We start from the raw sequence: 25,126 nt of genomic DNA on the forward strand, positions 1-25,126 counted from the left end.
TCCGCAGGTGACGCTAGGTTCCGCACCTCTCGGCGCGGTGAATGGAATCCGGCGCCCAGGCGTACAACGGGGGCTGTCGGGGCAAGCGATCGAGCGACCACCCCACCGGCCCGACGGCCGGCCGGGCCGTTATCCCGGAATGACGCCGGCGCGGCCGGCCAGGATCGCCAGGTGGATCCGGTTCGGCGTGCCGGTCTTCGTCATCAGGTTGCCAACGTGCGTCTTCACTGTTGTGACCCCGACATGCAGCCGGTCGGCGATCTCCTTGTTGGACATGCCCGCCCCGATCAGTGCCAGCACCTCCCGCTCCCGCGGGCTCAACTGCTCGATCACCGCCGGTTCCCGAGGCACGGCCACGGTACGCGTGCGAACGGCCTGGTCGACGAGGCGGGTGAGCACGTGCTGGCTGAACGGGGTGTCCCCCGCCGGCGGCGCGCCGGATCGCGTCCAACAGCTCAGCCGGAGGAGCGTCCTTCACCATGAAGCCGCAGGCGCCCGCGGCCAGCGCCGGGTACAGGTGATCGTCGTCGTCGAAGGTCGTCAGAGCGATGATTCGGCTGGCCGGCCGGTTGCCGACGATCTCCTGGGTGGCACCGATGCCGTCGAGCCCGGGCATCCGCAGGTCCATCAACACCACGTCGGGTGCCAGCCGTTCGGCCAGGCGGACGGCGTCCCGGCCGTTCTCGGCCTCCCCGACGATCTCGATGTCGGCTGCGGACTCGCATAACATGCGCAGCCCCATCCGGACCAGGTACTGGTCGTCGATGATCAGGACCCGGATCACGTGGACGCTCCGAGCAGCGCCGCGGACGATCCGGTGGACCCGCCCGGGCCGGGCAGCACGGCGCTCAGCCGCCAACCGGCCCCGACCGGTCCCACCTCGACCTCGCCGCCCAACAGCGCGACGCGTTCCCGCATCCCGATCAGGCCGTGTCCGTCGGGCGTGAGCGACGCCGGTGACCCCCCACGGCCGGCGCCGTCGTCGCTGATCATCAGCCGGACGGCGGCCCCGGGCTCGCCCCGCAGGGACAGCAGGACCCTGGTCCCCGGGCCGGCGTGTTTGGCGACGTTGGCGAGCCCCTCCTGCACCAGACGCAGCACCGCCAGCCTCCGAACCGCGTCCAGCCTCCAGGCGAGCTCCGGGTCCACGGTCGCGTCGATGACCAGGCCGAGGCGGCGGCTGCGGGTCAGCGCGGTGGCCACGGCGGTGGCGAGCCCCTGCGGCTGGAGCAGGGACGCGCCCGGCTCGGCGGACCCCGCACCGGCCCCGTCCGTGGCCGCCGTCCCGTCGTCGCCCGCCCGGCCCGGATCACGCAGCACGGCAACCAGCTGGCGCAGGTCCGTGAGGGCGGCCGTGCCGCTGGCGTGCAGATCGTCGAGCACCTCGGCCAGCCGAGGGTCCGGCGTGGGGATGACGTGCCGGGCGACGCCGACCCGCAGGACCATCGACGACACGTGGTGCGCGACCAGGTCGTGCAGCTCCCGGGCGATGGCTGCCCGCTCGTCCGCGCGGGCGGCCCGGGCCTCCGAACGGCGCCGCCGATCCTGCTCCGCCGCCCGCTCCTGGGCCTCGCGCCGAGCCGCCCGGACCGACCTGATGTACGCCCCCAGCAGCACCGGCACACCGACCACGACACCCACCCGGTACAGCACCGAGAAGAACTGCTCCGGCAGTTCGTCGGCGACCTTGCCCAGGATCACCGCCGCCACCAGCGCGGCGCCGAGGTGCACCTCCCGGCCGGAGCGCCGGTGCGCCAGCTCGAAGAGTGCGATCGCGGCCATCACCTTCACCGGGACGAGGACGGCTTCGCCCCACCAACCGGTGAGCAGGAGCAGTCCGGCCAACCCGGCCGTCGCGGTGAGCGGGAGAACGCCGGCGGCCAGGCACATGCCGAACGCGAGCGCGGCGACGAGCCAGTCGTCCGCTCCGGCGGGCCGGTGCAGGAGCAGCAGGTCGCCGGCGCCGACCGTGGTCAGGACGATCAGGCGGGCCGCCGAGAACCGACGGTCGAAGAAGCGGTCCACGTGCGCGGCCAGCATGTCACTGATGGTAGGCACCGGCAGCGGCCGCCGCCCCCTGCCGCGGGAGGAGGCGGCCTCCTGCTTCGGGCCGGGATCGCCCTCCCGAACGGCCCCGCCGGCACGGCGGGCTCACTGACGCTCCGGGAAACCGGGCGGCATCCGCATCGGGCCACCACCGTACGGGCTGCCGCCGACGAGGACGGTCGAACCTGCCAGGTACGAGAAGTCGTCCGTGGACAGCGCGACGACGGCGCGGGCGATCTCCTGTGGCGTGGCCATGCGCTGTAGCGCCGACACGTTGAGCGGCCCCCAGGCCCGCTTGAACGCCTCCCAGACGACGTCGGGCAGACCGTCCGGCCGGACGAACGGGGTGTCCGTGGTGCCCGGCGCGATCGCGTTCACCCGGATCCCGCGATGGCCGTAGTCCATCGCCGCGGCCTCCACGATGCCCTTCAATGCCTGCTTGCTCGCCGTGTACGCGGCGCCGCCCGGCCGGCGGGACTCGGACGTGGTGCAGACGATGATGCCGTGTCCGGCGCGGAGCATGTGCGGCACCTCGTACTTGATGGCGAGGAAGACGCCGCGGGCGTTGGTGTCCAGGACATCGGTCCAGTCCTGCAACGCCAGCTCGTGCACCGCCGCGGTCCTGGTGATACCCGCGTTGTTGACGGCGACGTCGAGCCGCCCGTAGGCCTCCACCGTGCCGTCCACGAACCGCTGGAGCTGCTCCGGGTTCCGGACGTCGGCGGGCACGTAGCGGGCGGTGCCGCCGGCTTCGTCGATCTGCCGTCGCACCTGCTCCCCGAGGTGCGCGCGGCGGCCACAGAAGCTGACCCGGGCGCCCTCGGCGGCGAACGCGTGGGCCGCCGCCGCGCCGATCCCCGAGGTGCCGCCGGTGATGAGCACGACCTTTCCGGCGAACCGGCCCTCGGGCGGGGCGGGCGGCGGCGGATTCGTGGGTGTCGCCGCGAGGTAGGCGGGAACCGTGGTCGCCCCGAACACGGCCGCGGCGCCGGCGGCCGCCGCGCTCAGGCCCAGCACCGCCCGCCGTCCCCGCCGTGGTCCAGTCCGTCGCGGCCCCTCGTCGGCATGCTCCGGCCGGTGCGGTCCGGTGTTCTGCCCGTCGGTGCTCATGGCGTGCCCCCTCCTGCTCGTCGCGTCGTGCAGGTCCAGGCTCGTCCGAGCGCGGCGGCGACGACTCCTGCGGCGGGCCGTTCCTCGCGGCGGCGCGGGCGTCGCCGACTCCCACCATGGCAGGAGGTGACCGGCGACCGCACGGCCGGGCGTCGGCGAGTTCGGGGCCGCAGGACGGCGGATCACGCCGCCGACGCCGGGGCCGGCCGGTGTGGTACGCGCCGCCGCCCGCGGGGTAGGGGAGCGGCATGACGGACACACCTCGGCTGACCCTGGTCACCACCGTGCTCGACTCGCCCGCGCCCCGGAACCTCGCCGCGTTCTACGAGCGGTTGCTGGGCTGGTCCCGGGAGGAGGACGAGGAGGACTGGATCGTGCTGCGCCCACCCGGCGGCGGCACCGGGCTGGCCTTCCAGCGCGAGACCGCGTACGTCCGGCCGGTCTGGCCGGCCGGCCCGGGCGACCCGCAGATGATGACCCACCTCGACATCGAGGTCGACGACCTGGACGCGGCGTCGGCGCACGCGGTGGCCGCGGGGGCGGTCGTGGCGGAGTTCCAGCCCCAGGACGACGTGCGGGTGCACCTCGACCCCGACGGGCACCCGTTCTGCCTGTTCACCTGAGAACCCGGTGGTCGCGCTCGGGTCCACCTCGTCGTGGACACGAGCGCGACCGGTCAGAGGACCAGGACGACCCGCCCGGTCGCCGTCCCCTCGGCCTGCCGCGACCAGGCCTCCGCGACCGACCCGAACGGCACCAGCTCGTGGTCGACGGTGAGCCGGCCGGCCGCCGCGTGCCCGGCGACGAGGGTGAGCGAGGCGGCCCGCTCCTGTGTGGACAGTCTGTTGTTCGTGTAGCCGATGATGCGCAGGGACCCGCTGCGCAGCACCGCCGACTCGACGGGTGAGATCGCCCCCGCCGCGCTGCCCAGGTTGACCAGCCGACCGCCGGGGCGCAGCACCCGCAGCGCTGCCGCGGCCGGCACCCCGAAGACCGGGTCCAGCACCAGGTCGACGGGCCCGTCGAGGGCCTGGCGCAGCCGGTCGGCCAGTGTCGTGACGTCGTCGTCGGGCAGGAAGGGGACCGACGCCGCGGCGCCGAGCTCCTCGGCGCGGGCCCGGGCCTTGGCGGAGCGGGACACGGCGACCACCCGGCGCGCACCGCCGAGCCGCGCCAGCTGGACCGCTGCCTGGCCGACCACGCCCCCGGCGCCGAGGACGACCACCTGCTCGTCGGCGGCCAGTTCACCGGCGTACGTCAGGGCTCCGTGCGCGGCGACCGCGGAGAGGCCCAGGGCCGCGATGAGCGTGAGCGGCACGCCGGACGGCAGTGGCACGACGTCGGCGGTCGGCGCCGCCACGGTGGCGGCCATGCTGCCGTCGACGCCCGGCCGCATGCCCGCCGAGGTGCCGAACCAGACCGGGGAGCCGTCGTCGAGCCGCCCCACGCCCTGCACCCCCGGCACGTACGGGGTGGGCGGAGTGCCGAAGTAGCTGGTGCCGGAGGCGCACAGGACGTCGAGCGGGGTGATCGGCACGGCCTCGACCGTGACCGACACCTCGCCCGCGCCCGGCACGGGCACCGGCCGCTCGCCGAGGGTGGGCGGTTTCCCGCAGGTGGTGAGCAGGGCCGCGCGGATCATGTCGCGATGTCCGGGTAGGGCATGCCGAAGTGGGCCAGCCGGGCCCCGTACGACTTCTGGTACTCCAGCGGCTCGGTGTTGTCCCGCTCGAACATGGCGATGAACAGCGTCAGCGTGAGGAACGGGTGGGCGCCCAGCTCGAAGAGCTTGACGTGGTCGTGGGTGGCCAGCGCCTCGCGCTCCACCTCGTCGAGGCGCAGCCAGGTGGTCGCCTCGCCGGTGTGGCAGTTCAGCACCGTGTTGGCCAGCTCGGCCTCCCACCAGGTGACCAGCTCACGGGGCTCGGCCCGGTACCGCTCGACCAGCTCCGGGTCCCGGTCGACCGTGTAGAGGAACTTGTTCAGCAGGTACTTGCTCATGCCGGAGCTCCGTTCGGGTACCAGGTGAAGTAGGCCTCCATGGTGTGGAACAGGTCGAGGGTGTCGACGTAGTCGGCCTTCGCGCCGGCACCGGCGACGCCCATCATGAGCATGAAGTCCATGAAGCCGTGGGTGGCGTTGCCGGGGGAGTGGAGGCTGTCCAGCGTCACCTCCCGCAGGCAGCCGTCCAGGTCGCCCGTGGAGATCCACTCGACGGCCCGCTGGTCGAACTCCGGGTCCGGCCCGTGCGGCCCGAACTGCCGCGGCCCGCCCAGCTCCAGGGACAGGTGGCCGGTGCCGATGACGGCGACGCGCAGGTGCGACGGCCACGACTCGACGATCTCGCGGATGGTCTGGCCCAACTGGACGAAGCGCTTCGGCTGCGGCAGGGGCGGCGCGAAGATGTTCGTGTAGATCGGCACGATCGGCAGGTCGGCCTCGGGGCGCAGCGTCACGATCGGGCACGTGATGCTGTGGTCGATCCGCAGCTCGTTGCTGAACGCGAGGTCGAAGCCGGCGTCGAGGCCGGCCCGGAGGATGTGCCCGGACAGGTCCTCCTGCCCCTTGAGCAGCATCCGGGGGAGGCCGAACTCGCGTTCCTCGTTGTACCAGTTGGCGTCGTAGAAGGGCGCCTTGCCGACCAGGAACTGCGGCATGTTGTCCAGCCACAGCTGGTGGAAGTGGTCGGAGCCGACCATCACCAGCACGTCCGGGTTGGCGCGGGTCAGCGTCTCCCGGAAGGCGAGGATCTTGCGGGTCCACTCGTCGGCGAACGGTGGCCGGTCCGCACCGGTGGCGGTGCTGGCCTTGTAGTAGAAGGGGTGGTGGGTGGAGGCGATGACCGCGACGATGGAGGCCATTCCCACTCCTCTCGCTGCTGGTGGCGGGGGTCAGGGCTCGTAGACCGCGTTGCGGTCCACGGTGCGGTAGATGTCCATGCCGAGCGGCCGGCGCCGCTCCTCGGCGAGGTGCCCGAGCAGCCCGGCGGCGCGGGCGAGCAGGGCGAAGCCGCGCAGCAGGTCGATCGGCAGGCCGAGGTCGGCGAGGGCGGCGCCGCAGACGCCGGCGCCGTTGAGCGGCAGCGTCCGGCCCAGGACCTGCGGGTGTACGCGGCCGATCGCCTCGAACAGCCGCAGGTGCGGGCCGCGCAGGCCCTCCTCCTCGGCGATACGGATCAGGACGGGGGTGCGGGGGTCCTGGTCCTTGTGGACGGGGTGCCCGAGACCGGGGACGAGTCGGCGTTCCCGCCGCGCCCGGGTCACCGCTTCGAGCGCCAGCGCGTCGTAGTCGGTCACCTCGCCCGCCTCGGCGAGCGTGTCGGCGAGGAAGCGGCCGGAGTCCTCGGTGACGCCGAGGAACCGGGAGCCGCCGCCGAGCAGGCCGGCGGCGAGCGCGCCCTGCAGGGCCTCCGGGGCGGACAGGTAGGTCAGCCGCGCGGCGATGGCGGTCGGCGTGAAGCCGTGGTCGGCGAGCGCCACCAGCACCGTCTCGAAGACCCGGACCTCGCCGGCGGTGGGCCGGCGACCGGCGACCAGCCAGTACGCCAGCTCACCGAAGCCCACCGAGCCCATCAGGTCGGTGGCCAGGTCCTTGCCGAGCAGCGAGATGGTGGTCGGGTCGGACGTGCCGATCCCGGTCGGGAAGCTCAGCTCTTCAGCCACGCGCGGATCTCCTCGCCGTGCTCGTCGATCCCGGGCGGCGGCAGCTCGTACCGGGCGGGGGTGTCGGAGAAGGTGATGGGGTTGCGGATCCCCGGTACGGCGCCGACGGTCACCACCGGGTCGAGGCCGAGTTCGTCGGCGAGCGCCACGCCACCGTCGATGGTGTTGATCGGCGCGCACGGTACACCGGCGGCGAGCAGCTCGCGGAACCACTCGTCCTTGGTCCGCCTGGTGAGCCGTTCGACGAGGAGGGGCCGCAGCTGTTCGCGGTTCGCGGTGCGGTCCTGGTTGCGGCCGAAGCGCGGGTCGTCCGGCAGGTCCGGCAGGTCGAGCACCTGGCAGAGCTTGCGGAACTGCCCGTCGTTGCCGGCGATCACGATGAGCTCACCGTCCGAGGTGGGCAGCGGCTCGTACGGGAAGAGGCTGGGGTGCGCGTTGCCCATCCGGAACGGGACGGTGCCGCCGGCCACGTATCCGCTGGAGTGGTTGACCAGGCCGGACAGGGCGGAGCTGAGCAGGTTGACCTCGACGTGCTGGCCCCGGCCGGTCTGGCCGCGGTGGTGCAGGGCGGCGAGGATGCCGATGCTCGCGTGGAGGCCGGCCATCACGTCGAAGACGGAGATGCCGGCCCGGTAGGGCGGGCCGTCGGGGTCGCCGGTGAGGCTCATCAGGCCGGAGATGGCCTGGACCATGAGGTCGTAGCCCGGGAAGCTCGCGCCGGCGCCGGTGCCGAAGCCGCTGATGCTCGCGTACACGATCTTCGCGTTGCCGGCGGCGACGGTGTCGTAGTCGAGGCCGAACCGGGCGAGGCCGCCGGGCCGGAAGTTCTCGATCATCACGTCGGCCCGTCGGGCGAGTTCCCGTGCGGCCGCGAGGTCGTCGGGGTCCTTGAGGTCGAGGGCCACCGACCGCTTGTTGCGGTTGATGCCGAGGTAGTACGTCGAGACGCCGTCGCGGGTCGGCGGCATCCAGGTGCGGGTGTCGTCCCCACCGGGACTCTCCACTTTGATCACCTGGGCGCCGAGATCGGCCAGGAGCATCGTCGCGTAGGGCCCGGCGAGGATCCGGGAGAAGTCCGCGACGAGGAGGCCCGCCAGCGGCCCGGCAGAGTGCTGAGCCATGTCACCGTCCGTTCTACGGACATCTGTCCGCGCGCCTAGCTTGCGCGACGACGTGTCGACTGTCAACGGGAGTTTCATCCAGCCGAAACAGAAGCTTGACACGACCAGTGACCGGGACCACACTAGCGCCACCCGGGCTGCCCGCACAGCGGACAGTAGTCCGGAACCCACTCGAAAGGATGGCTGGCGATGAGCGCACCCGACCGGCCGGTGGTCCTCCGCAACGGCCTGGTTCTCACCATGGACGACGCGCACACGGTGCTCCCCGGCGCCGACGTGCTGGTCGTCGGCGACCGGATCGCGGAGGTCGGCGTCGGCCTGACCGCGCCCGACGGCGCCCTCGAGATCGACGCCACCGGCGGCCTCATCATGCCCGGCATGGTGGACACCCACCGGCACCTGTGGCAGACCGCCATGCGGGGGTACGGCGCGGACTGGACCCTGACGCAGTACTTCGTCTGGTACTACCTGGAATCCGGCAAGCTGTTCCGGCCCGAGGACGTGCACGCCGGGAACCTGCTCGGTGCCATCGAGGCCCTCGACGCCGGCGTGACCACCACCGTCGACTGGTCGCACGGCCTCCGGACGATCGACCACGCCGACGCCGCCGTCGACGCCCTCGAAGCGGTGCCGGGCCGGTTCGTCCTCGGCTACGGCAACATCCAGCAGGGCCCGTGGGAGTGGGCGACCTCGCCGGAGTTCCGCGACTTCCACCGCCGCCGCGTCGACGGCGGCAGGCTCGCCGGCTTCCAGATGGCCTTCGACGTCACCGGCGACCCCGCCTTCCCCGAGCGGGCCGCGTTCGAGGTCGCCCGGGAACTCGGCGCCGCGGTCACCACGCACGCGGGCGTGTGGGGTGCCACCAACGACGACGGAATCCGGCTCATGCACGAGCACGGCTTCATGACCCCGCAGAACGTGTACGTGCACGCCGCGACGTTGACCCACGACTCGTACAACCGGATCGCCGCCACCGGCGGCTCGGTCTCCGTCTCCACCGAGAGCGAGCAGAGCGCCGGCCAGGGCTACCCGCCCACCTGGCAGCTACGCCACCACGACATCCCGGTGTCGCTGTCGATGGACACCAGCGTCTGGTGGAGCGGTGACCTCTTCTCCGCCATGCGGACCACCCTCGGCGCCGACCGCTCCCGGGAGCACCTGGAGGCGCACGCCAAGCAGGACACCGTCACCCACTGCCACCTGCGCGCCGAGCACGTCGTCGAGTGGGCGACCCGCGGCGGCGCCCGCGCCCTCGGCCTGGACTCGTCCATCGGCGCCCTCAGCCCCGGCCGGCAGGCCGACATCGTCCTGATCAAGAACGACGCCTCGCCCGCGATGTTCCCGATCCTGCACCCGTACGGGCACGTCGTCTTCCAGGCCCAGCGCGGCGACGTGCACACCGTGCTGGTCGGCGGCAAGGTGGTGAAGCAGGACGGTCGGCTCGTCGGCATCGACCTGGCCGCGGCTCGGGCGAAGGTCGACGCCACCATCTCCTACCTGCGTGAAACGCTGGGCGAGGAGGCGTGGCAGCGCGGCATGAACCCCGACATCCCCGAGACCCGGATCCTGGAGAATCCGTACCAGTACACCGAGTGGGACGCCGGTTCGGCGCAATGGAAGCATTAGGTCATGAGTGACCACGGAAGGGGCGCGGGACCCGACTTCATCGAGGCTCTCGCTCGCGGCCTCGACGTCCTGCGCTCCTTCCGGCCGGCCTGCCCGTCGATGACGCTGAGCGAGATCGCCGCGTGCACCGGGCTGGCCCGCCCGACCGTCCGGCGCATCCTGATCACTCTCGAGGCCCTGGGCTACGTGCGGGCCGCCGGCCGTGGCTACAGCCTCACCCCGCGGGTCCTCGAACTCGGCATGACGTACGTCAGCGCGCTGAACATGTGGGAGGTCGCGCGCCCGCACATGGAGAAGCTGGTCGCGGAGACCAACGAGTCGACGTCGATGGCCCAGCTCGACGGCAGTGACGTCGTCTACGTGGCCCGCGTCGCCGTACCGAAGATCGTCACGCTCGCCGTGACCATCGGCACCCGCTTCCCCGCGCCCGCGACGTCGCTGGGCAAGGTGCTGCTCGCGGCACTGCCGCCCACCGCGCTGCCCGACGTGCTCGCCGAGCCGTCCCGCTCCGGCATCACGGCGCGCTGGCAGCCGTCGCCGGAGGAACTCGACGTCGCGCTGCGCGAGGTCCGGGCCAAGGGCTGGGCGCTCGCCGACCAGGACCTGGCGCCGGGCATCCGGTCCATCGCCACCGGCGTCCGCGACGGCGACGGCCGGGTCGTGGCGGCCATCAACGTCACCGTGCACGCGGCCGAGACGTCCGTGGAGACCCTGCTGGACGCGCACCTGCCGAAGCTGCTGCGCACGGCCGCCGACATCGGTCACGACTGGGCGCTGACCGCCTCGGTGCCGGTGCTCAACACCTGAGTCGAGCGCGACCGGCACCCGCGTGGTGACCGTGACGAACGTCTCGCCGGGCCCGACGCGGCGTTATTCCGGGGCGCAGTGTCACCGGTGGCGATTACGCTGCCCTGCGAGCGTCGCCCCTCCGCGGCCGCGGCCGTCCTCAACCCGGCACGTCACGCCACCACCGCTCACGTCCGCCGGCAAGCCGACTTCAGGAGATCTTGTGACACAGCAACCTGTCGCGACACCGCAAGCGGTCGCGACATCGGACAAGCTCGACGCCGCGGTTCTCAAGGTGGCAGGCGTCGTCGTGCTCGGTGCGATCATGTCGATCCTCGACGCGACGGTGGTCAGCGTCGCGCTGCCCACGTTCCAGAACGAGTTCGACGCGTCCTACGCCCGGGTCGCGTGGACGATGACCGCCTACACCCTCGCCCTGGCCACGGTGATCCCGCTCAGCGGGTGGGCCGCCGACCGGTTCGGCACGAAGCGCCTCTACATGGTGGCGCTGGCCCTGTTCACCATCGGGTCCGGGCTGTGCGCCACCGCCGACACGATCGGTCAGCTGATCACCTACCGCGTCGTGCAGGGCCTCGGCGGCGGCATGCTCATGCCGATCGGCATGACGATCATGACCCGGGCGGCCGGGCCGCACCGCATCGGCCGGCTGATGGCCGTCCTCGGCATCCCCATGCTGCTCGGCCCGATCGGCGGCCCGATCCTCGGCGGCTGGCTGATCGACACCGCGAGCTGGCACTGGATTTTCTTGATCAACCTGCCGATCGGCGTGATCGCGCTCATCTACGCGCAGATGGCCCTGCCGAAGGACAACCCGGAGCCGTCCGAGTCGTTCGACTTCCTCGGCATGCTGATGCTCTCGCCGGGTCTCGCCCTGTTCCTCTACGGCGTCTCCTCGCTGCCCGAGGCCGGGACGTTCGGTGACCCCGAGGTCTGGGGTCCGATGCTGGTCGGCGCCGCGCTGGTGGTCGCGTTCGTCCTCTACTCCTTCCGCCCGCGCCACCCGCTCCTCGACCTGCGGCTGTTCGCCAACCGCAACCTCACCGTCGCGTCGCTCACCCTGTTCGTGTTCATCATCGCGTTCATGGGCGCGGGCCTGCTCTTCCCGAGCTACTTCCTGCAGGTGCGCGGCGAGTCGACCCTCGCGGCGGGCCTGCTGATGGCCCCGCAGGGCATCGGCGCGATGATCACCATGCCGATCGCCGGCACGCTCGCCGACCGGGTGCCCGTCGGCCGCACCGTCCCGTTCGCGCTGGGGCTGATCGTCCTCGGGTTCTTCACGTTCACGCAGCTCGACGCCAACACCCCGTACCTGCTGCTCTGCGGGTCGCTGTTCGTCATGGGCCTCGGCATGGGCGGCACGATGATGCCGATCATGACGTCGGCGTTGAAGACGCTGCACGCCGAGGAGATCGCCCGCGGGTCCACGCTGGTCAACATCCTCCAGCAGATCGGCGGCTCGGTCGGCGCGGCCGTCATGTCGGTGATCCTCACCAACGAGCTGAACGGGTCCCGGGTGATCCCGGGCGTGACCGACCCGAGCGGCGAGCCGGTCACCGAGGCGGGCCTGGCCATCGCCAACCAGCAGCGGCCGGAGCTGACGCAGCAGATGCCGGTCGAGCCGTCGCTCATCGAGCGGGGGCTCGACTTCGCGGCCCACGCGTTCGCCAACACGTTCTGGGTGGCGTTCGCGCTCGTGGCGCTCACGTTCATCCCCGCCGCGTTCCTGCCGCGTCGGCGGGAGCCGTCGCACCTGCTCGACGGGACGCCGGGGGACGAGCTCAAGACGCCGGTCGTCATCCACTGAGCACCGCACCGGCCCCGCCGGGCACGCCGTCGCGCGCACCCGGCGGGGCCGGCGCGTGTCCCGGGAGGGGGACGCCGCGATCAGTGCGCGACTGGGCGGCCCGCCGCGCCGTCGGCGCGGAGGTTGTCGATGCCGACGTCCAGGGCCGCCTCCAGATGGCCGATGTCCCCGGTCGAGAGCATGACGACCACACCGCCCTGGATGCCGGCGAGCAGGGCCGCGCCCGCCCGGTCGGCGTCCACGTCGGCCCTCATCTCGCCGGCGTCCTGCATCCGCCGGATCCCGGCGGTGATCTCCGACTGCCACTGCTGCATCAGCTCGGTCACCACCGCCCGGGCGCCCGGCGTGCGACCACCGATCTGCGAGAACAGCGTCTGCAACGGGCACTCCTGGCCCTGGGCCAGGTAGCGGGCGACGACCTGGTCGCGCCACGCCTGCCAGGCCGGCCAGGAGGCGAGGTCGCCGAGCATCGGCTGCTGGTCGGTCAGCACCCGGTCGGCCTCGAGCTGGGCCACCGCGAGCAGCAGCTCCTCCTTGCCCGCGGGGAAGTAGTGGAAGAGCTGGCTCTTGCTGGTCCGCGTGCGGGTCAGCACGTCGTCGAGCCGGAACGCCGCGATGCCCCGCTCCCGGATCTCGGCGGCCGCGCCCTCGATGATCCGTTGCCGGGTCGTGCTGCCCTTCCGGGTGAACGTCGCCATACCACCGCTCCTCTTATGGACTGCCGGGTCCAATCGTAGCGGCCGTCGCGCCCCGGGCCGGCGTGGTGGCGCGGAGCCCCAGCGGGCGACCGCCGGGGCGCGACGCTCAGCGCAGCGGGCCGTCTCCGGGGCCGAACGGGTCGTCGACCAGGTGGATCGCAGCCTCCTCGGCGCTGGCGGCACCGGCGTCGATTCCGGCGTCCCACGCCACCGACTCGGCCTCGGTGTCCTCGCCGAGGCCCTCGTCGTACGCGACCAGCCGTCCCGCCCGCGTCTCCCGCTCGTAGCCACGCCGGGTCAGCTCGTCCTCGTCGTCACCGCCCTCGGCGTACGGGTCGATGTCCGGCTCCTCCTGGGCCAGCAGCTGGTCGAGAGACTCGCCCGCCCGCTCCTCGGCCGGCGTCGTGCCGTACCGGTTCGCGCCCGACCAGTGGTCCTCGGCGATGATGCCGGTGTCGAGGGGGTCACCGACGCGGTCGTCGTCGAGGGTGTCCGAGGCGTCCAGGACGCCGTCGTCCTCGGCCACGTTCCACTCCTCGACGCGGTCGGTGCTGTCCGTCTGGCTCATCGCGGTCTCCCTCCGTCGTGCTGCGGCGCTCGGCCCAGCGTAGGACCCACGGCGCCGAAGCCGTAATGCCGGACGGTGTGACGAACGTCGGCCCACCGCAGCGTGCGGGCGGGGTCGCTCCCGGTGAGCGGGGTCACCGCCGTCAGCGGAGATCGCGCCGCTGTTCATTCGCCGCGCGTGTTCCGTACAGGCCCGGTTCAACCGTGCTGCGAAGGCTGTCTGGTTGAGACAGGCAACCATTGAGCGAGGAGTGCGTCATCTTGCCGGAGAAGGTCTGGCCGGGCGAGTACAGCAAGACCTACGTGCACGCGCGGCAGGACTACGCCGACATCATGGACGGCCTGCGTAACGGTCGGATCTTCGTCACCACCGGCGACCTGATCACGGGCCTCGACCTGACGGCGAAGAGCCAGGGTCGCACCGCCGCGACCGGCGAGACCATCACGCTGACCCGCCGCAACCGCAGCGACGTCGAGATCGAGATCCGGTTCCGCCCGCTGAACGGCGTCAACGCCAACGGCGACCGTCCGGAGGTCCGCCGGGTCGACCTGATCGTCGGCCAGATCACCGGCCCGAGTGCCAACCTGGACGCCGACACCAACCCCACCACCACGGTGGTGGCCCGGTTCGGCCCCCGGGACTGGCGTCGGCAGGGTGCCGAGTACGTCATCCGGCACACGCTGCGCGGTGTGGAGACGGACCTGTACGCCCGGGTGCGCGGCACCAGCACCGACGAGATGGAACCGCTCGCCGACGGGCTGGAGAGTCCGTGGGAGGACCTCTGGTTCTACTCGAACCCGGTCTTCGTGCACGTCCGCTGAGCACGGGCCGCCCACCTGGGTGCCGGTGTCCGACCGGCGCCACCCGGGTGGGCGGCCGTCGCGGGCGGGCCACCGCCCGGTGCGTGGCCGGCGCGGGTCCGGTATCGGCGGTGCCGACGGCCCGGGTGGTCACAGCACCCGGTGCAGCCACTGCTCCACACCGGCGACGTGCACCGTCGCCCACGACCGGGCCAGCTCGGGCTGTCCGGCGGCGACCGCGTCCAGGATCGCCGCGTGCTGCTCCCGGGTCTTGGCGACCGCGCCCTCCTGGGTGAGGCCGCGCCAGATGCGGGCGCGGGTGGTCGGCCCGGACAGGCTGTCGAGCAGTGACGTGAGCACGTTGTTGCCCGCGCAGACCGCGATGAGCCGATGGAACTCCAGGTCGTTCGCGACCAGTTCGTCGACGGTCGGGTCGTCGCCCAACCGGTCCAGGACGCCCCGCAGCGCGTGGACGTCCTCCACCGAGGCCCGCTGCGCGGCGAGCGCGGTCGCTGCCGGTTCGAGGATCCGCCGGACCTCCAGGAACTCCAGCACGGTGTCGTCGCGGTGGAAGTCGACGACGAAGCTCAGGGCGTCGAGCAGCAGCGCCGGGTCCAGGCTCGTCACGTACGTCCCGTCGCCCTGCCGTACGTCGAGGACCCGGATCAGCGACAGCGCCTTGACCGCCTCCCGCAGCGAGTTGCGGGACAGGCCGAGCCGTTCGGCCAGGTCGGGCTCGCGCGGCAGGCGGTCGCCCGGGCGCAACTCGCCGGCGACGATCATCTGCTTGATCTTGTCGATCGCCTCGTCCGTGACTGCCACGTTCTCCTCCACCCTGATCCGTTCCGCAGAGTATGAGGCCCTTCACCACCGCAGCCGGTAGGCACGTACGGCGGTGTCGCCGAACACGGCCGCCCGCTCGGCGGCCGACAGCGCCGGCAGCGCCTCATCCAGCGCCGACAGCACCGTCCGGTAGTCGGCGGCGAGCCGGCACACCGGCCAGTCGGACCCGAACATCAGCCGCTCCGGCCCGAACCGCTCGACCGCCTCGGCCACGAACGGCCTCAGGTCGGCCACCCGCCAGCCGGCCCAGTCCGCCTCGGTGACCAGCCCGGACAGCTTGGCGGTGACGTTCGGCAACGCGCCGAGCTCGGCGATCGGCCCGGCCCACTCGGCCAGCCCCGACGCCCCGTCCCGGATCCGGGGCTTGCCCAGGTGGTCGAGGACGAACCGCAGTTCGGGGAGCTCGCGGGCGGCCCGGGCGACGGCCGGCAGCTGGTCGGCCCGGACCACCGCGTCGAAGGCCAGTCCGGCGTCGGCGATGGTCCGCAGGCCGCGCCGGACCGGCTCGCGGTCCAGGTAGTCGGGGTCCGTCTCGCCCTGGAGCTGCGGCCGGACGCCGACCAGCAGGTCCCCGCCGGGCGACCCGCGGTAGGCGGCGATGGTGTCGGCGAGCGCCGGGTCGGCGGGGTCGACCCAGGCGACCACCCCGGCGATCTCCGGGGTGGTCCGCGCGTACGCGAGCAGGAGGGCCGCCTCGGCCGCGTCGCACCGGCCGCCCTCCACGAGGACGGTGCGCGCCACCCCGGCGGCCGACAGCTCCCGCCGCAGGTCGTCAGGGCCGAACGAGCGCCGGATCGGAGCGAGTTCCGGGGCGTCGAGCCACCGGTAGCCGTCCTCGACCCGCCACAGGTGGTGGTGCGCGTCGACGATCACGCGGCACCGACCGGGGTGGGCAGCGGCGCGTCGGGACGCAGCAGGCCCTCGGCGACCAGCTCCGACCAGAAATCGGCCGCCGGCGGCTCCGCCGTCGCCAGCGCGGCGTTGCGTCGCACCTGCTCAGGCGCGTGGGCACCCACGACGACCGCCGCGACCGCCGGATGCGCGGCGGCGAAGGCGAGCGCCGCGGCCGGCAGCGTGGTGCCGTGCCGGGCGCAGACGCCGGCGATCGCCCGGGCCCGGTCCAGCACCGCGGGCGGCACGTCACCGTACTCGTAGGGGAGGCCGGGGTGGGGACGGGGCACGGCGAGCAGGCCGCTGTTGAACACGCCGACGTTGAACACCGAGACGTCCCGGCGTACGCACTCGGGGAGCAGAACGTCGAGAGCCGGCTGCTCCAGCAGGGTGTAGCGGCCGGCCACCATCACCGCGTCGACGTCGGTCTCGGCGACGAAGCGGTGCAGCACCCGCCAGTGCTTCGACCCGACCCCGATCGCGCCGACCACGCCCTGCGCCCGCAGCTCGTGCAGCGCCGGGTAGGCCTGTGCCAGCGCCGGTTCCTGGTGGTCCTCGGGGTCGTGGATCAGCACGATGTCGATCCGGTCGAGGCCGAGCCGCGCCAGGCTCGCGTCCAGCGAGCGGCGCACGCCGTCGGCGGTGAAGTCCCAGACCCGCCGGTGGTCGGCCACCACGTCGAAGCCCTCCGGATCGCGGCGGTGGGCGCCGTTCGGATCCGGTACGAGCAGCCGGCCGACCTTGGTGCTGACCGTGTACGCCTCCCGGGGCAGCGCGCGCAACGCGTCCCCGAGCCGGCGCTCGGAGAGGCCGAGACCGTAGTGCGGCGCGGTGTCGAAGTAGCGGATGCCGCAGTCCCAGGCGGCGGCCACGGTGGCGGCGGCGTCGGCCTCGCCGATCGACGTGTAGAGGTTGCCGAGCTGGGCGCAGCCGAGACCGAGCCCGCTCACGGTCACCGCCGACCGTCCTACGCGGGTCACGTGTCGGCCCCGCCCCGGTCGCTGGACAGCGCCCACACCAGGGACAGTCCGGAGTCCGTGCCCGAGTAGTCGTCCGGCACGTCGAGCAGAGCCGCCATCCGGGCCTGCCAGGCCACGTTCACCGGGTGGTCGCGCAGCTCGTGCCGCATCCGCTGGTAGTCCTCGACCTCCACCAGGTGGAACAGGTCCCGGCCGTCGCGCCAGATCGACCAGTCGCGCACCCCGGCGGCGCGGAGCGCGGCCGCCAGGTCCGCTGGGATGTTGGCGTGGACCTCGTCGTACTCGCGTTCGCTGCCCGGCTTGAGCCGGGTGTGCAGGGCGATCCGCGGCATGGGTGGAGCTCCTCTCCGGCACCGACCCGGGCGCCGGGAGCTGCCCGGCGCCCGCGGTGACCGTCTAGTCCTGGGCCTTGCCGGAGGTGAGGCGGGCCAGGATCAGGGCGACCAGGATGATGCCGCCGTAGATCGCCTGGATCCACTGGGCGGAGACCCCGGCGAGGGTCAGGATGTTGTTGATCAGACCGAGGACGATGACGCCGCAGAGGGCGCCGAACAGCGTCCCCTTGCCACCGTCGAGGCTGATCCCGCCGATCACCGCGGCGGCGAAGACCGTGAAGATCATGCCGTCGCCCTGCGCGGCGGCGACCGATCCGAGCCGGCCGGTCATCAGCAGACCCGCCAACGCCGCGAGCAGGCCACCGATCATCAGGACGACCCAGACCATGCGGTCGGTGCGGATGCCGGCGGCGCGGGCCGCGTCCGTGTTGCCGCCGATGGCGTAGACGGCCCGCCCGTGCCGGAAGAAGCCGAGCGCGACGATGCCCACGAGGAACAGGGTGCCGCTGATCCAGATCGACGCGGGGACGCCGAGCCAGACCGCGCTGCCCAGGTAGAGCACCGAGGGCGGGATGTCGAACAGGTTCTGCCCGCCGGTGATCCCGATCTGCAGGCCGCGCAGCACGATCAGCATGCCCAGCGTCACGATGAACGCGGAAAGCTTGAACCGCAGGATCAGCAGGCCGTTGAACGCGCCGACCACCAGCCCGGTGAGCAGACAGAGGGCGATGGCCAGGCTGGCCGGCAGTTCGGTGCCCAGCCCGTTGCTGGCGGCGGGGATGACCAGCGCGACGGCCAACGCGGGCGCCAGCCCGATCGTCGACTCCAACGACAGATCGAACTTGCCGGCGATGAGGATGATCGCCTCGGCGAGCACCAGCAGCGCCAGTTCGGTCTGTTGTTGCAGCACGTTGGTGATGTTGGCGGCGCTGAGGAACACCGGGTCGATGATGGCGCCGACCACGACGAGCAGCAGGATGGCGGGGACCAGCGCGAGGTCCCGCAGCCGGGCCAACGGGAGCCGCCCGGCGCGGGGGCGCTCGCCGCGCGGTGCCGGGGGCTTGGCAATCGTCTGGGTGCCGGTCACGGCTGCTCCACTCCCTCCACTGCGGCCACCAGTTCGGCGTCCGTCCAACCTCGGGGCAGCTCCCGGACGATCCGACCGTGGAACATCACCAGCACCCGGTCGCACGAGCGCAGGTCGTCGAGTTCGTCGGAGACGACCAGCACGCCGGTGCCCCCGGTCGCGGCCCCGGCGACGGCGCCGAGCAGCGACGCCTTGGAGCGGACGTCCACACCGGCGGTGGGGCTCACCAGCACGAGCACCCGTGGTTCGTTGGCCAGGGCCCGGGCCAGGACGACCTTCTGGGCGTTGCCGCCGGAGAGGCCGTTGACCGGCTGGTGCGGTCCGTCGGTCTTGATGTCGTACGTGCGGATCATGCGTTCGGCGGCGGCGCGCTGCCGGGCGGGCGCGACGATCCCGGCGGGGCCGAGCCGGTCGGCGATCGGCAGGGTGGCGTTCTCGGCGACCGACAGGAGCGGCACGAGCCCTTCCCGGTGCCGGTCCTGCGGCAGGTACCCGAGCCCGGCGTCGAGCGCCGCGGGCACGCTGCCCGGCTTCGGGGTGCCGCCGGCGATCGTCACCGTGCCGGCGTCGGCCCTGCGCAGCCCGGCGACCGTCTCGGCGAGCGTCACCTTCCCACTGCTGGCCGAACCGATCACGCCGACCAGTTCCCCGGCCCGTACGCTGAGGTCGATGTCCTGGTAGTGACCGGCAAGCCGCAGGCCGGCCAGGTCGAGCACCACCGGGGCGGTCCGCGGCACCGGTGGCCGGTCGGCCCCGGCCGTGAGCGCCGGGCCGGTGTCGCCGGTCATCGCGGCGACCAGTTCGTCGCGGGAGATCGTCGCGACCGGCTGGGTGAGGATGTGTCGGGCGTCGCGCAGCACGGTCACCGCCTGGCACACCTCGTACACCTCCTGGAGGTGGTGCGAGATGAACAGGAAGGTGACCCCGGCGGCCCGCAGCTCCCGCATCCGGCCGAAGAGGCGGTCGATGGCGGCGGCGTCGAGCTGCGCGGTCGGCTCGTCGAGGATGATGAACCGGGCACCGAAGGAGAGCGCCCGCGCGATCTCGACGAGCTGGCGCTGCTCGACGCTCAGCGAGCCGGCGGGCGCGGCCGGGTCGACGTCCACCCCGTAGCCGCCCAGCAGGTCGGCGGCGCGTCGGCGCAGCCCGCGCCAGTCGATCAGGCCGCGGCCGGCCTGTCGGTTGAGGAAGAGGTTCTCCGCGACCGTCAGCGCCGGGATGATGGTGGACTTCTGGTAGACGCAGGCGACGCGCTGCCGCCAGGCGTCCCGGTCGGCCGGTGCGGGCGCTGGCGCGCCGTCGAAGCTGATCTCGCCGCTGTCCGGCCGCTGGAGACCGGTGAGGATCGACACCAGGGTGGACTTGCCGGCGCCGTTGCGCCCGACCAGCGCGTGGGTCTCGCCGGCCCGCACGACGAGGCCGGCGGAGTCCAGCGCGACGGTCGCGCCGTACCGTTTGGAGACGCCCCGGGCCTCCGCGGCGGGGGCGACCCCCACCACGGCGCCCGCGCCCTGCTCGTGACCGGTCATCACTTGCCGATCTGGTTTCCCCAGAGCGACGGATCGTCGACGTTCTCCTTGGTCACCAGCGGAGCCGCGAGCTGGTCCTCCAGCCCGTTGCCGACGTCGATGATGGTGCTGTCGTGGTCGGTCGGACCGGGCTGGAAGGTCTTGCCCTCGACGGCCGCCTTCGCGTAGTAGAGCGCCCATTTGGCGTAGAGGTCGGCCGGCTGGGAGACGGTGGCGTCGATCTCGCCCTTGCGGATAGCCTCGAACTCCTGCGGGATGCCGTCGTTGGAGACGACGAAGATGTGCTTCGGGTCGGTCGGCGGGACCAGCAGGTTCTTCGACCGCAGCACCTGCAGCGTCGGCGCCAGGAAGGCGCCGCCGGCCTGCATGTAGATCCCCTTGATGTCCGGGTGTTGGGCCAGCCGCGTCTGCAGCGCCGCCGCGGCCTTGGGCCCCTCCCACTCGGTCGGCTCCTCGAAGATGGTGATCCCGGGGAACTTCGTCCTCATGCACTCCGCGAAGGCCTCCGACCGGTCCCGGCCGTTGATCGAGGAGAGCGAACCCTGGAACTCGACCACCTTGCCGGTGCCGCCGAGTTTCTCGCCCAGGAACTCGCAGGCCTTCTGCCCGTACGCCCGGTTGTCCGCGCGGACGACCATGAAGACCTTGCCCTTGTCGGGGCGGGTGTCGACCGACACCACCGGGATCTTGCGGTTCTCCAGGGTGTCCAGGGTGGAGGCGATCGCGCCGGTGTCCTGCGGCGCCATCACGATGGCCTTGGCGCCCTGGCTGGTCAGCGCCTGGACGTTGGCGACGAGCTTGGCGACGTCGTTCTGCGAGCTGGTGGGGGACATCAGGTTGACGTCGTACTCGTCGGCGAACTGGGGGACGTACTTGGCGTAGGAGTTCCAGAAGTCGGTGTCGGCCCGGGGCAGGTCGATGCCGATCTGCGGGCCCGATCCGGTCTGCCCGCCCGCGCCGTTCGACGACTCGCCGCAGCCGGCGGTGCCGAGGGCGAGGATCGCGGCGAGCGCGATCCCGAGCGGCGTCCTGACGGAATGTCTCACGGTGGTCCTCCAGTCCGATGTGGATACGGTGAACGCTTCGCGGAGGCATGCGGGAAACACGCTGTTAATACGTCGGATGTCTATCAGCCTGATATCGAGGCTCGCAAGACCCTATTGCGGGATTTCGCGGGACAGGTCAGATAAGGAAGCCGCGTTACATCGGATGTTCAGGCCGATGGCGGGGATGGACGCAGCCGCAGGCCCTGCATCCCCCCGTCGACGGCCAGCACGCTCCCGGTGGTCGCGCCCGCCAGAGGGCTCGCCAGGTACGCGATCGCGGCGGCCACCTCGTCGGCGGTCACCAGCCGCCCGGCGGGCTGGCGGGCCCGCAGCGCGGCCAGCTCCGCCGCCGGATCCTCGGCGGCGTCGAGCAGTCGCCGCACCCAGGGGGTGTCCGCCGTGCCGGGGTTCACGCAGTTGACCCGGACGCCCTCGCTCAGGTGGTCCGCGGCCATCGCCCGGGTGAGCGCCGCGACGGCACCCTTGGTCGCGCTGTACAGCGCACGCTGCGGCAGGCCGGCCGTCGCCGCGACCGAGCAGGTGTTGACGATCGCGGCATGGGCCGACGCGCGCAGGTGGGGAAGCGCGGCCCGGGTGACCCGGACGACGCCGACCACGTTGACGTCGAACACCCGGTGCCACTCCTCGTCCGAGTTGTCCTCCACCGTTCCGGCCGCCCCGACCCCGGCGTTGTTGACCAGGATGTCGATGCCGCCCAGCGCCTCCGCGGCCGCGGCGACGGCCGCGCGGACGGCGGCGTCGTCGGTGACGTCGGCGGCCAGCCCGAGCAGCGGCTCGGGTACGCCCTCCGGGTCCAGGTCCAGGCAGGCGACCCGCGCACCACGGCTGGCGAGCAGGGTCGCGGTAGCCAGGCCGATGCCCGACGCCCCGCCGGTCACCACCGCCGCCAGTCCACTGAACTCAGCCATGATTCGTCCCCTCCTTCGCCCGCCGGGGCTGCGGCGCGTGGGCGACCTGCTTCGACGCCGTGCTCGACCAGACCGGGCCGTCGGGGTACGCGTACTCGCTCAGCGTCCGGGGGTGGATGGTCGCGCTGAAGCCGGGCGCGGTCGGCGCGACGTAGCGGCCCCGGCGGATGACCACCGGATCGACGAAGTGCTCGTGCAGGTGGTCCACGTACTCGATGACCCGGTCGCGCATGTCGCCGGCGACCGCCACGTAGTCGAACATCGACAGGTGCTGGACCAGCTCGCACAGGCCCACCCCGCCGGCGTGCGGGCACACCGGGACGCCGAACTTCGCCGCCAGCAGCAGGATGGCGAGGTTCTCGTTCACCCCGGCGACGCGGGTCGCGTCGATCTGGACGTACGAGACCGCGTCGAGCTGGAGCAGCTGCTTGAACACCACCCGGTTGGCGATGTGCTCGCCGGTGGCGACGCGGATCGGCGCCAGCTCCCGGGCGATCGTCGCGTGGCCGACCACGTCGTCCGGGCTGGTCGGCTCCTCCACCCAGTACGGGTCGAACGCCGCCAGCTCCCGCATCCAGCTGATCGCGGTCGGCACGTCCCAGCGCTGGTTGGCGTCGACGGCGATGCGGTAGTCCGGCCCGCAGATCTGCCGGGCGATGGTCATCCGCCGTACGTCGTCGGCCAGGTCGGCGCCGACCTTCAGCTTGATCTGGCCGAAGCCGTCGGCGACCGCCTCCTTGCAGAGCCGGCGCAGCTTGTCGTCGTCGTAGCCGAGCCAGCCGGGGGAGGTCGTGTAGGCGGGGAAACCCTCCCGCAACAGGTGTTCCTCCCGCCCGGCACGGCCCGGTCGCGCGGCGCGGAGGATGTCCAGGGCGTCCTCGCGGGTCAGCGCGTCGCTGAGGTAGCGGAAGTCGACCAGGTCGACCAGCTCCTCCGGGCTCAACCGGCTCAGCAGTTGCCACAGCGGCAGCCCCTCGCGCTTGGCGCGCAGGTCCCACAGGGCGTTGACGACCGCGGCGATCGCCATGTGCATGACGCCCTTCTCCGGGCCGAGCCAGCGCAGCTGGGAGTCGTGGACGAGGTCGCGCCAGAGGCCACCGAGGTCGGCGAGGACCGCGGCCACCGGGCGGCCCACCACGTACGGCCGCAGCGACGCGATCGCCGCGGCCTGCACGTCGTTGCCGCGGCCGATGGTGAAGGCGAAGCCGTGCCCCTCGTGGCCGTCCTCGGCGTCGGTGCGGATCACCACGTACGCGGCCGAGTAGTCCGGGTCGGGGTTCATCGCGTCGGAGCCGTCGAGGGACAGCGAGGTCGGGAAGCGGAGGTCGGCGATGGCGAGGTCGGTGAAGATCATGCCTGCCCCACCACCTGGCGCTGGCGGCCGAGGCCGTCGATCTCCAGCTCGATGACGTCGCCGGCGGTCAGGTACGGCTTCGGGTCCGGCTGGCCGAGGGCGACCCCGGCCGGGGTGCCGGTGTTGATGACGTCGCCCGGGTGCAGCACCATGAACCAGCTCAGGTAACGGACGATCTCGGCCACCGGGAAGACCATGTCCTTCGTCGAGCCGTCCTGGCGCAGCCTGCCGTTGACCCACAGCCGCAGCCCGAGATTCTGCGGGTCCGGGATCTCGTCGGCGCTGACCAGCCACGGCCCGAACGGGTTGAAGGTCTCGCAGGACTTGCCCTTGTCCCACTGGCCACCGCGTTCCAACTGGAACTCCCGCTCCGACACGTCGTTGGCCACGGCGTAGCCGGCGACGCATGCCAGCGCCTCCTCGGCGCTGGTCAGGTAGCGGGCGGGACGTCCGATGACGACGGCGAGCTCGACCTCCCAGTCCGTCTTGGTGCTGCCGCGGGGCACCAGCACGGTGTCGTCGGGGCCGACCACCGTGTCGGGCGCCTTCAGGAAGACCACCGGCTCGGACGGCAGCGGGGCGCCGGTCTCGGCGGCGTGGTCCCGGTAGTTCAGGCCGATACAGACGATCTTGCCGGGGCGCACGGGTGGGCCGACCCGCAGGTCGGTGCGGTCGAGCACCGGCAGGTCGTCCACCGCCACCGCGGCCAGCCGGGCCAGGCCGTCGGCGGCCAGGAACGCGCCGTCGATGTCGTCGACGACCCCGCGGAGGTCGCGTAGCCGCCCACCGTCGTCCAGCAGCGCCGGGGCCTCCCGCCCCGGTGCGCCCACCCGCAGCAGCCTCACCTGTCGCCCCCAGTCGCCATCTCGCAACGCCTCAGCAATACGTCCGATGTCTATCAGGGCGCCTGGCGGTCCACAAGGCCACGATCCGCGCCGGGAGGATGCGCCGCTGGTGCTGCGCCAGTGATGTTGCTGCTCAGGTAGGTGCCAGGCGGCATGACTATCGGGCCGGCGGGGCGACGTCTTGTTTCTCGTGAAGGTCCTTTGTAACCTCAGGCGCAAACATCGGAGGCGTGCCTCGCGGCCGTCGAGCATCGGATGGGCGGGTGACCATGCGGGTCGCGCTGTTCGTGACGTGCCTGGCCGACACGATGTTCCCCACGGCGGCCGTGGCGACGGTCCGGCTGCTGGAGCGACTGGGCCACACGGTGGTGTTTCCCGAGGCGCAGACCTGCTGCGGTCAGATGCACGTGAACACCGGCTATCCGGCGGAGGCGCTGCCGCTGGTCCGCCGGCACGTGCGGACGTTCGCGCCGTACGACGTGGTGGTGGCGCCGTCGGGCTCCTGCGTGGGGTCGGTGCGTCACCAGCACGCGTCGGTGGCCCGCCGGGCGGGCGACGAGCGGTTGGCCGCGCGGGCGGAAGAGGTGGCGCGACGGACCTTCGAGCTGTCGGAGTTCCTGGTCGACGTGCTGGGGGTGACCGACGTCGGCGCCTACTATCCGCACCGGGTGACGTACCACCCGACGTGCCACTCCCTGCGGATGTTGCGGGTGGGGGAGAAGCCGTTGCGGTTGCTGCGGGCGGTCCGGGGCCTGGAGCTGGTGGAGCTGCCGCAGGCGGAGCAGTGCTGCGGGTTCGGTGGCACCTTCGCGGTGAAGAACGCGGACACGTCGACGGCGATGCTGGCCGACAAGCTCCGGCACGTGCTCGCCACCGGCGCGGACGTGTGCGCCGCCGGTGACTCGTCCTGCCTGATGCACATCGGCGGTGGGCTGAGCCGGCTGCGCGCCGGCGTACGCACGGTCCACCTCGCCGAGATCCTGGCGGCGACGGAGGGCAGCGAGACCGTGGACGTGGGGCGGCGTACGGCGGTGCGGCCGTGACG

The 25,126-nt window shown here is 72.5% G+C and carries 25 protein-coding genes and 1 pseudogene; 6 read left to right on the forward strand and 20 right to left on the reverse strand.

Translation table 11 applies throughout. From position 1 onward, the window contains the following. Positions 1 to 129: 129 nt before the first annotated feature. The 3 genes and pseudogenes from GA0070620_RS04170 to GA0070620_RS04180 form a co-directional block, all read right to left on the reverse strand. Positions 130 to 784, reverse strand: a pseudogene (locus GA0070620_RS04170) (response regulator). Further along, positions 781 to 2,040 carry a sensor histidine kinase gene (locus tag GA0070620_RS04175; protein ID WP_091588636.1) on the reverse strand — a complete coding sequence of 420 codons (1,260 nt, stop codon included), beginning with the start codon at positions 2,038 to 2,040 and terminating at the stop codon, positions 781 to 783. Before GA0070620_RS04175 ends, GA0070620_RS04170 begins: the two are co-directional and overlap by 4 nt. A gap of 111 nt (positions 2,041 to 2,151) precedes the next feature. Further along, entirely contained in the window at positions 2,152 to 3,156 is a 1,005-nt protein-coding gene (locus GA0070620_RS04180) for an SDR family NAD(P)-dependent oxidoreductase (protein ID WP_091588637.1), read from the reverse strand. Positions 3,157 to 3,404: 248 nt separating this feature from the next. Here GA0070620_RS04180 and GA0070620_RS04185 point away from each other — a divergent pair, with 248 nt between their 5' ends. Further along, entirely contained in the window at positions 3,405 to 3,779 is a 375-nt protein-coding gene (locus GA0070620_RS04185) for a VOC family protein (protein ID WP_091588638.1), read from the forward strand. A 53-nt stretch (positions 3,780 to 3,832) separates the two neighbouring features. On the opposite strand, the gene GA0070620_RS04190 is transcribed toward GA0070620_RS04185, so the two are convergent. The 5 genes from GA0070620_RS04190 to GA0070620_RS04210 are packed head-to-tail and all read right to left on the reverse strand — an operon-like array spanning position 3,833 to position 7,939. Continuing rightward, positions 3,833 to 4,798 (reverse strand): quinone oxidoreductase family protein, encoded by a 966-nt coding sequence (locus tag GA0070620_RS04190; RefSeq protein WP_091588639.1) that lies wholly within the window; start codon positions 4,796 to 4,798, stop codon positions 3,833 to 3,835. Then, a complete protein-coding gene (locus tag GA0070620_RS04195; protein ID WP_091588640.1) occupies positions 4,795 to 5,157 on the reverse strand; it encodes a hypothetical protein in 363 nt (120 codons plus the stop codon). Before GA0070620_RS04195 ends, GA0070620_RS04190 begins: the two co-directional genes overlap by 4 nt. Then, the gene (locus GA0070620_RS04200; protein WP_091588641.1) at positions 5,154 to 6,017 is read right to left on the reverse strand and encodes a DODA-type extradiol aromatic ring-opening family dioxygenase; all 864 of its coding nucleotides are present in this window, start codon (positions 6,015 to 6,017) and stop codon (positions 5,154 to 5,156) included. Before GA0070620_RS04200 ends, GA0070620_RS04195 begins: the two co-directional genes overlap by 4 nt. A 30-nt stretch (positions 6,018 to 6,047) precedes the next feature. Then, a complete protein-coding gene (locus tag GA0070620_RS04205; protein WP_091588642.1) occupies positions 6,048 to 6,818 on the reverse strand; it encodes a citryl-CoA lyase in 771 nt (256 codons plus the stop codon). Next, positions 6,803 to 7,939 (reverse strand): CaiB/BaiF CoA transferase family protein, encoded by a 1,137-nt coding sequence (locus tag GA0070620_RS04210; protein WP_091588643.1) that lies wholly within the window; start codon positions 7,937 to 7,939, stop codon positions 6,803 to 6,805. The genes GA0070620_RS04205 and GA0070620_RS04210 overlap by 16 nt, the downstream gene beginning before the upstream one ends. Before the next feature lie 189 nt (positions 7,940 to 8,128). On the opposite strand from GA0070620_RS04210, the gene GA0070620_RS04215 reads away from it, so the two are divergent. The 3 genes from GA0070620_RS04215 (at position 8,129) to GA0070620_RS04225 (ending at position 12,176) form a co-directional block, all read left to right on the forward strand. Then, positions 8,129 to 9,565 (forward strand): amidohydrolase family protein, encoded by a 1,437-nt coding sequence (locus GA0070620_RS04215; protein ID WP_091588644.1) that lies wholly within the window; start codon positions 8,129 to 8,131, stop codon positions 9,563 to 9,565. Positions 9,566 to 9,568: 3 nt separating this feature from the next. Continuing rightward, positions 9,569 to 10,372: an IclR family transcriptional regulator domain-containing protein gene (locus tag GA0070620_RS04220; protein WP_091588645.1), complete on the forward strand. Its 804-nt coding sequence runs from the start codon at positions 9,569 to 9,571 to the stop codon at positions 10,370 to 10,372. A 202-nt stretch (positions 10,373 to 10,574) separates the two neighbouring features. Continuing rightward, complete coding sequence (locus tag GA0070620_RS04225) at positions 10,575 to 12,176, forward strand: DHA2 family efflux MFS transporter permease subunit (RefSeq protein WP_091588646.1); 1,602 nt, start codon at positions 10,575 to 10,577, stop codon at positions 12,174 to 12,176. A gap of 80 nt (positions 12,177 to 12,256) precedes the next feature. Here the strand turns inward: GA0070620_RS04225 and GA0070620_RS04230 are convergent, their stop codons facing one another. Together GA0070620_RS04230 and GA0070620_RS04235 are read right to left on the reverse strand one after the other, a co-directional pair. Continuing rightward, positions 12,257 to 12,874 (reverse strand): TetR/AcrR family transcriptional regulator, encoded by a 618-nt coding sequence (locus tag GA0070620_RS04230; protein ID WP_091588647.1) that lies wholly within the window; start codon positions 12,872 to 12,874, stop codon positions 12,257 to 12,259. Positions 12,875 to 12,980: 106 nt separating this feature from the next. Continuing rightward, positions 12,981 to 13,442, reverse strand: a complete 462-nt coding sequence (locus GA0070620_RS04235; RefSeq protein ID WP_091588648.1) for a DUF5709 domain-containing protein — start codon at positions 13,440 to 13,442, stop codon at positions 12,981 to 12,983. Positions 13,443 to 13,702: 260 nt separating this feature from the next. Here GA0070620_RS04235 and GA0070620_RS04240 point away from each other — a divergent pair, with 260 nt between their 5' ends. Continuing rightward, on the forward strand, positions 13,703 to 14,263 hold the full coding sequence (locus tag GA0070620_RS04240; RefSeq protein ID WP_197677543.1) for a CehA/McbA family metallohydrolase domain-containing protein: 561 nt from the start codon (positions 13,703 to 13,705) through the stop codon (positions 14,261 to 14,263). 129 nt (positions 14,264 to 14,392) lie between these two features. On the opposite strand, the gene GA0070620_RS04245 is transcribed toward GA0070620_RS04240, so the two are convergent. The 10 genes from GA0070620_RS04245 to GA0070620_RS04290 form a co-directional block, all read right to left on the reverse strand. Then, the gene (locus GA0070620_RS04245; RefSeq protein WP_091597995.1) at positions 14,393 to 15,064 is read right to left on the reverse strand and encodes a FadR/GntR family transcriptional regulator; all 672 of its coding nucleotides are present in this window, start codon (positions 15,062 to 15,064) and stop codon (positions 14,393 to 14,395) included. Positions 15,065 to 15,106: 42 nt separating this feature from the next. Further along, a complete protein-coding gene (locus GA0070620_RS04250) occupies positions 15,107 to 15,958 on the reverse strand; it encodes an amidohydrolase family protein (protein WP_091588649.1) in 852 nt (283 codons plus the stop codon). After that, positions 15,955 to 16,932, reverse strand: coding sequence for an aldo/keto reductase (locus tag GA0070620_RS04255; RefSeq protein WP_231922221.1), 978 nt, complete (start codon positions 16,930 to 16,932; stop codon positions 15,955 to 15,957). Before GA0070620_RS04255 ends, GA0070620_RS04250 begins: the two co-directional genes overlap by 4 nt. A gap of 20 nt (positions 16,933 to 16,952) precedes the next feature. Beyond that, positions 16,953 to 17,288, reverse strand: coding sequence for an L-rhamnose mutarotase (locus GA0070620_RS04260; RefSeq protein ID WP_091588651.1), 336 nt, complete (start codon positions 17,286 to 17,288; stop codon positions 16,953 to 16,955). Between the two features lie 64 nt (positions 17,289 to 17,352). Further along, positions 17,353 to 18,378 carry an ABC transporter permease gene (locus GA0070620_RS04265; protein WP_091588652.1) on the reverse strand — a complete coding sequence of 342 codons (1,026 nt, stop codon included), beginning with the start codon at positions 18,376 to 18,378 and terminating at the stop codon, positions 17,353 to 17,355. After that, complete coding sequence (locus GA0070620_RS04270; protein WP_091588653.1) at positions 18,375 to 19,907, reverse strand: sugar ABC transporter ATP-binding protein; 1,533 nt, start codon at positions 19,905 to 19,907, stop codon at positions 18,375 to 18,377. The genes GA0070620_RS04265 and GA0070620_RS04270 overlap by 4 nt, the downstream gene beginning before the upstream one ends. Beyond that, positions 19,907 to 20,953 (reverse strand): sugar ABC transporter substrate-binding protein, encoded by a 1,047-nt coding sequence (locus GA0070620_RS04275; protein ID WP_091588654.1) that lies wholly within the window; start codon positions 20,951 to 20,953, stop codon positions 19,907 to 19,909. The genes GA0070620_RS04270 and GA0070620_RS04275 overlap by 1 nt, the downstream gene beginning before the upstream one ends. Positions 20,954 to 21,120: 167 nt before the next feature. Further along, entirely contained in the window at positions 21,121 to 21,882 is a 762-nt protein-coding gene (locus GA0070620_RS04280) for an SDR family NAD(P)-dependent oxidoreductase (RefSeq protein WP_091588655.1), read from the reverse strand. Further along, entirely contained in the window at positions 21,875 to 23,236 is a 1,362-nt protein-coding gene (locus tag GA0070620_RS04285; RefSeq protein ID WP_091588656.1) for an L-fuconate dehydratase, read from the reverse strand. The genes GA0070620_RS04280 and GA0070620_RS04285 overlap by 8 nt, the downstream gene beginning before the upstream one ends. Next, entirely contained in the window at positions 23,233 to 24,081 is an 849-nt protein-coding gene (locus GA0070620_RS04290; protein ID WP_091588657.1) for a fumarylacetoacetate hydrolase family protein, read from the reverse strand. The genes GA0070620_RS04285 and GA0070620_RS04290 overlap by 4 nt, the downstream gene beginning before the upstream one ends. A 269-nt stretch (positions 24,082 to 24,350) precedes the next feature. Between GA0070620_RS04290 and GA0070620_RS04295 the strand changes: the two genes are divergently transcribed. Then, positions 24,351 to 25,124: a (Fe-S)-binding protein gene (locus GA0070620_RS04295; protein WP_091597998.1), complete on the forward strand. Its 774-nt coding sequence runs from the start codon at positions 24,351 to 24,353 to the stop codon at positions 25,122 to 25,124. Positions 25,125 to 25,126 lie beyond the last annotated feature (2 nt).

It is taken from the genome of Micromonospora krabiensis (assembly GCF_900091425.1).
Lineage (GTDB): Bacteria > Actinomycetota > Actinomycetes > Mycobacteriales > Micromonosporaceae > Micromonospora > Micromonospora krabiensis.

Bases quoted from the DNA above. Each gene is read 5' to 3' on its own strand.
- GA0070620_RS04175 (WP_091588636.1), bottom strand. From the start codon at position 2,040: ATGCTGGCCGCGCACGTGGACCGCTTCTTCGACCGTCGGTTCTCGGCG.
- GA0070620_RS04180 (WP_091588637.1), bottom strand. From the start codon at position 3,156: ATGAGCACCGACGGGCAGAACACCGGACCGCACCGGCCGGAGCATGCC.
- GA0070620_RS04185 (WP_091588638.1), top strand. From the start codon at position 3,405: ATGACGGACACACCTCGGCTGACCCTGGTCACCACCGTGCTCGACTCG.
- GA0070620_RS04190 (WP_091588639.1), bottom strand. From the start codon at position 4,798: ATGATCCGCGCGGCCCTGCTCACCACCTGCGGGAAACCGCCCACCCTC.
- GA0070620_RS04195 (WP_091588640.1), bottom strand. From the start codon at position 5,157: ATGAGCAAGTACCTGCTGAACAAGTTCCTCTACACGGTCGACCGGGAC.
- GA0070620_RS04200 (WP_091588641.1), bottom strand. From the start codon at position 6,017: ATGGCCTCCATCGTCGCGGTCATCGCCTCCACCCACCACCCCTTCTAC.
- GA0070620_RS04210 (WP_091588643.1), bottom strand. From the start codon at position 7,939: ATGGCTCAGCACTCTGCCGGGCCGCTGGCGGGCCTCCTCGTCGCGGAC.
- GA0070620_RS04215 (WP_091588644.1), top strand. From the start codon at position 8,129: ATGAGCGCACCCGACCGGCCGGTGGTCCTCCGCAACGGCCTGGTTCTC.
- GA0070620_RS04220 (WP_091588645.1), top strand. From the start codon at position 9,569: ATGAGTGACCACGGAAGGGGCGCGGGACCCGACTTCATCGAGGCTCTC.
- GA0070620_RS04230 (WP_091588647.1), bottom strand. From the start codon at position 12,874: ATGGCGACGTTCACCCGGAAGGGCAGCACGACCCGGCAACGGATCATC.
- GA0070620_RS04235 (WP_091588648.1), bottom strand. From the start codon at position 13,442: ATGAGCCAGACGGACAGCACCGACCGCGTCGAGGAGTGGAACGTGGCC.
- GA0070620_RS04260 (WP_091588651.1), bottom strand. From the start codon at position 17,288: ATGCCGCGGATCGCCCTGCACACCCGGCTCAAGCCGGGCAGCGAACGC.
- GA0070620_RS04270 (WP_091588653.1), bottom strand. From the start codon at position 19,907: ATGACCGGTCACGAGCAGGGCGCGGGCGCCGTGGTGGGGGTCGCCCCC.
- GA0070620_RS04280 (WP_091588655.1), bottom strand. From the start codon at position 21,882: ATGGCTGAGTTCAGTGGACTGGCGGCGGTGGTGACCGGCGGGGCGTCG.
- GA0070620_RS04285 (WP_091588656.1), bottom strand. From the start codon at position 23,236: ATGATCTTCACCGACCTCGCCATCGCCGACCTCCGCTTCCCGACCTCG.
- GA0070620_RS04295 (WP_091597998.1), top strand. From the start codon at position 24,351: ATGCGGGTCGCGCTGTTCGTGACGTGCCTGGCCGACACGATGTTCCCC.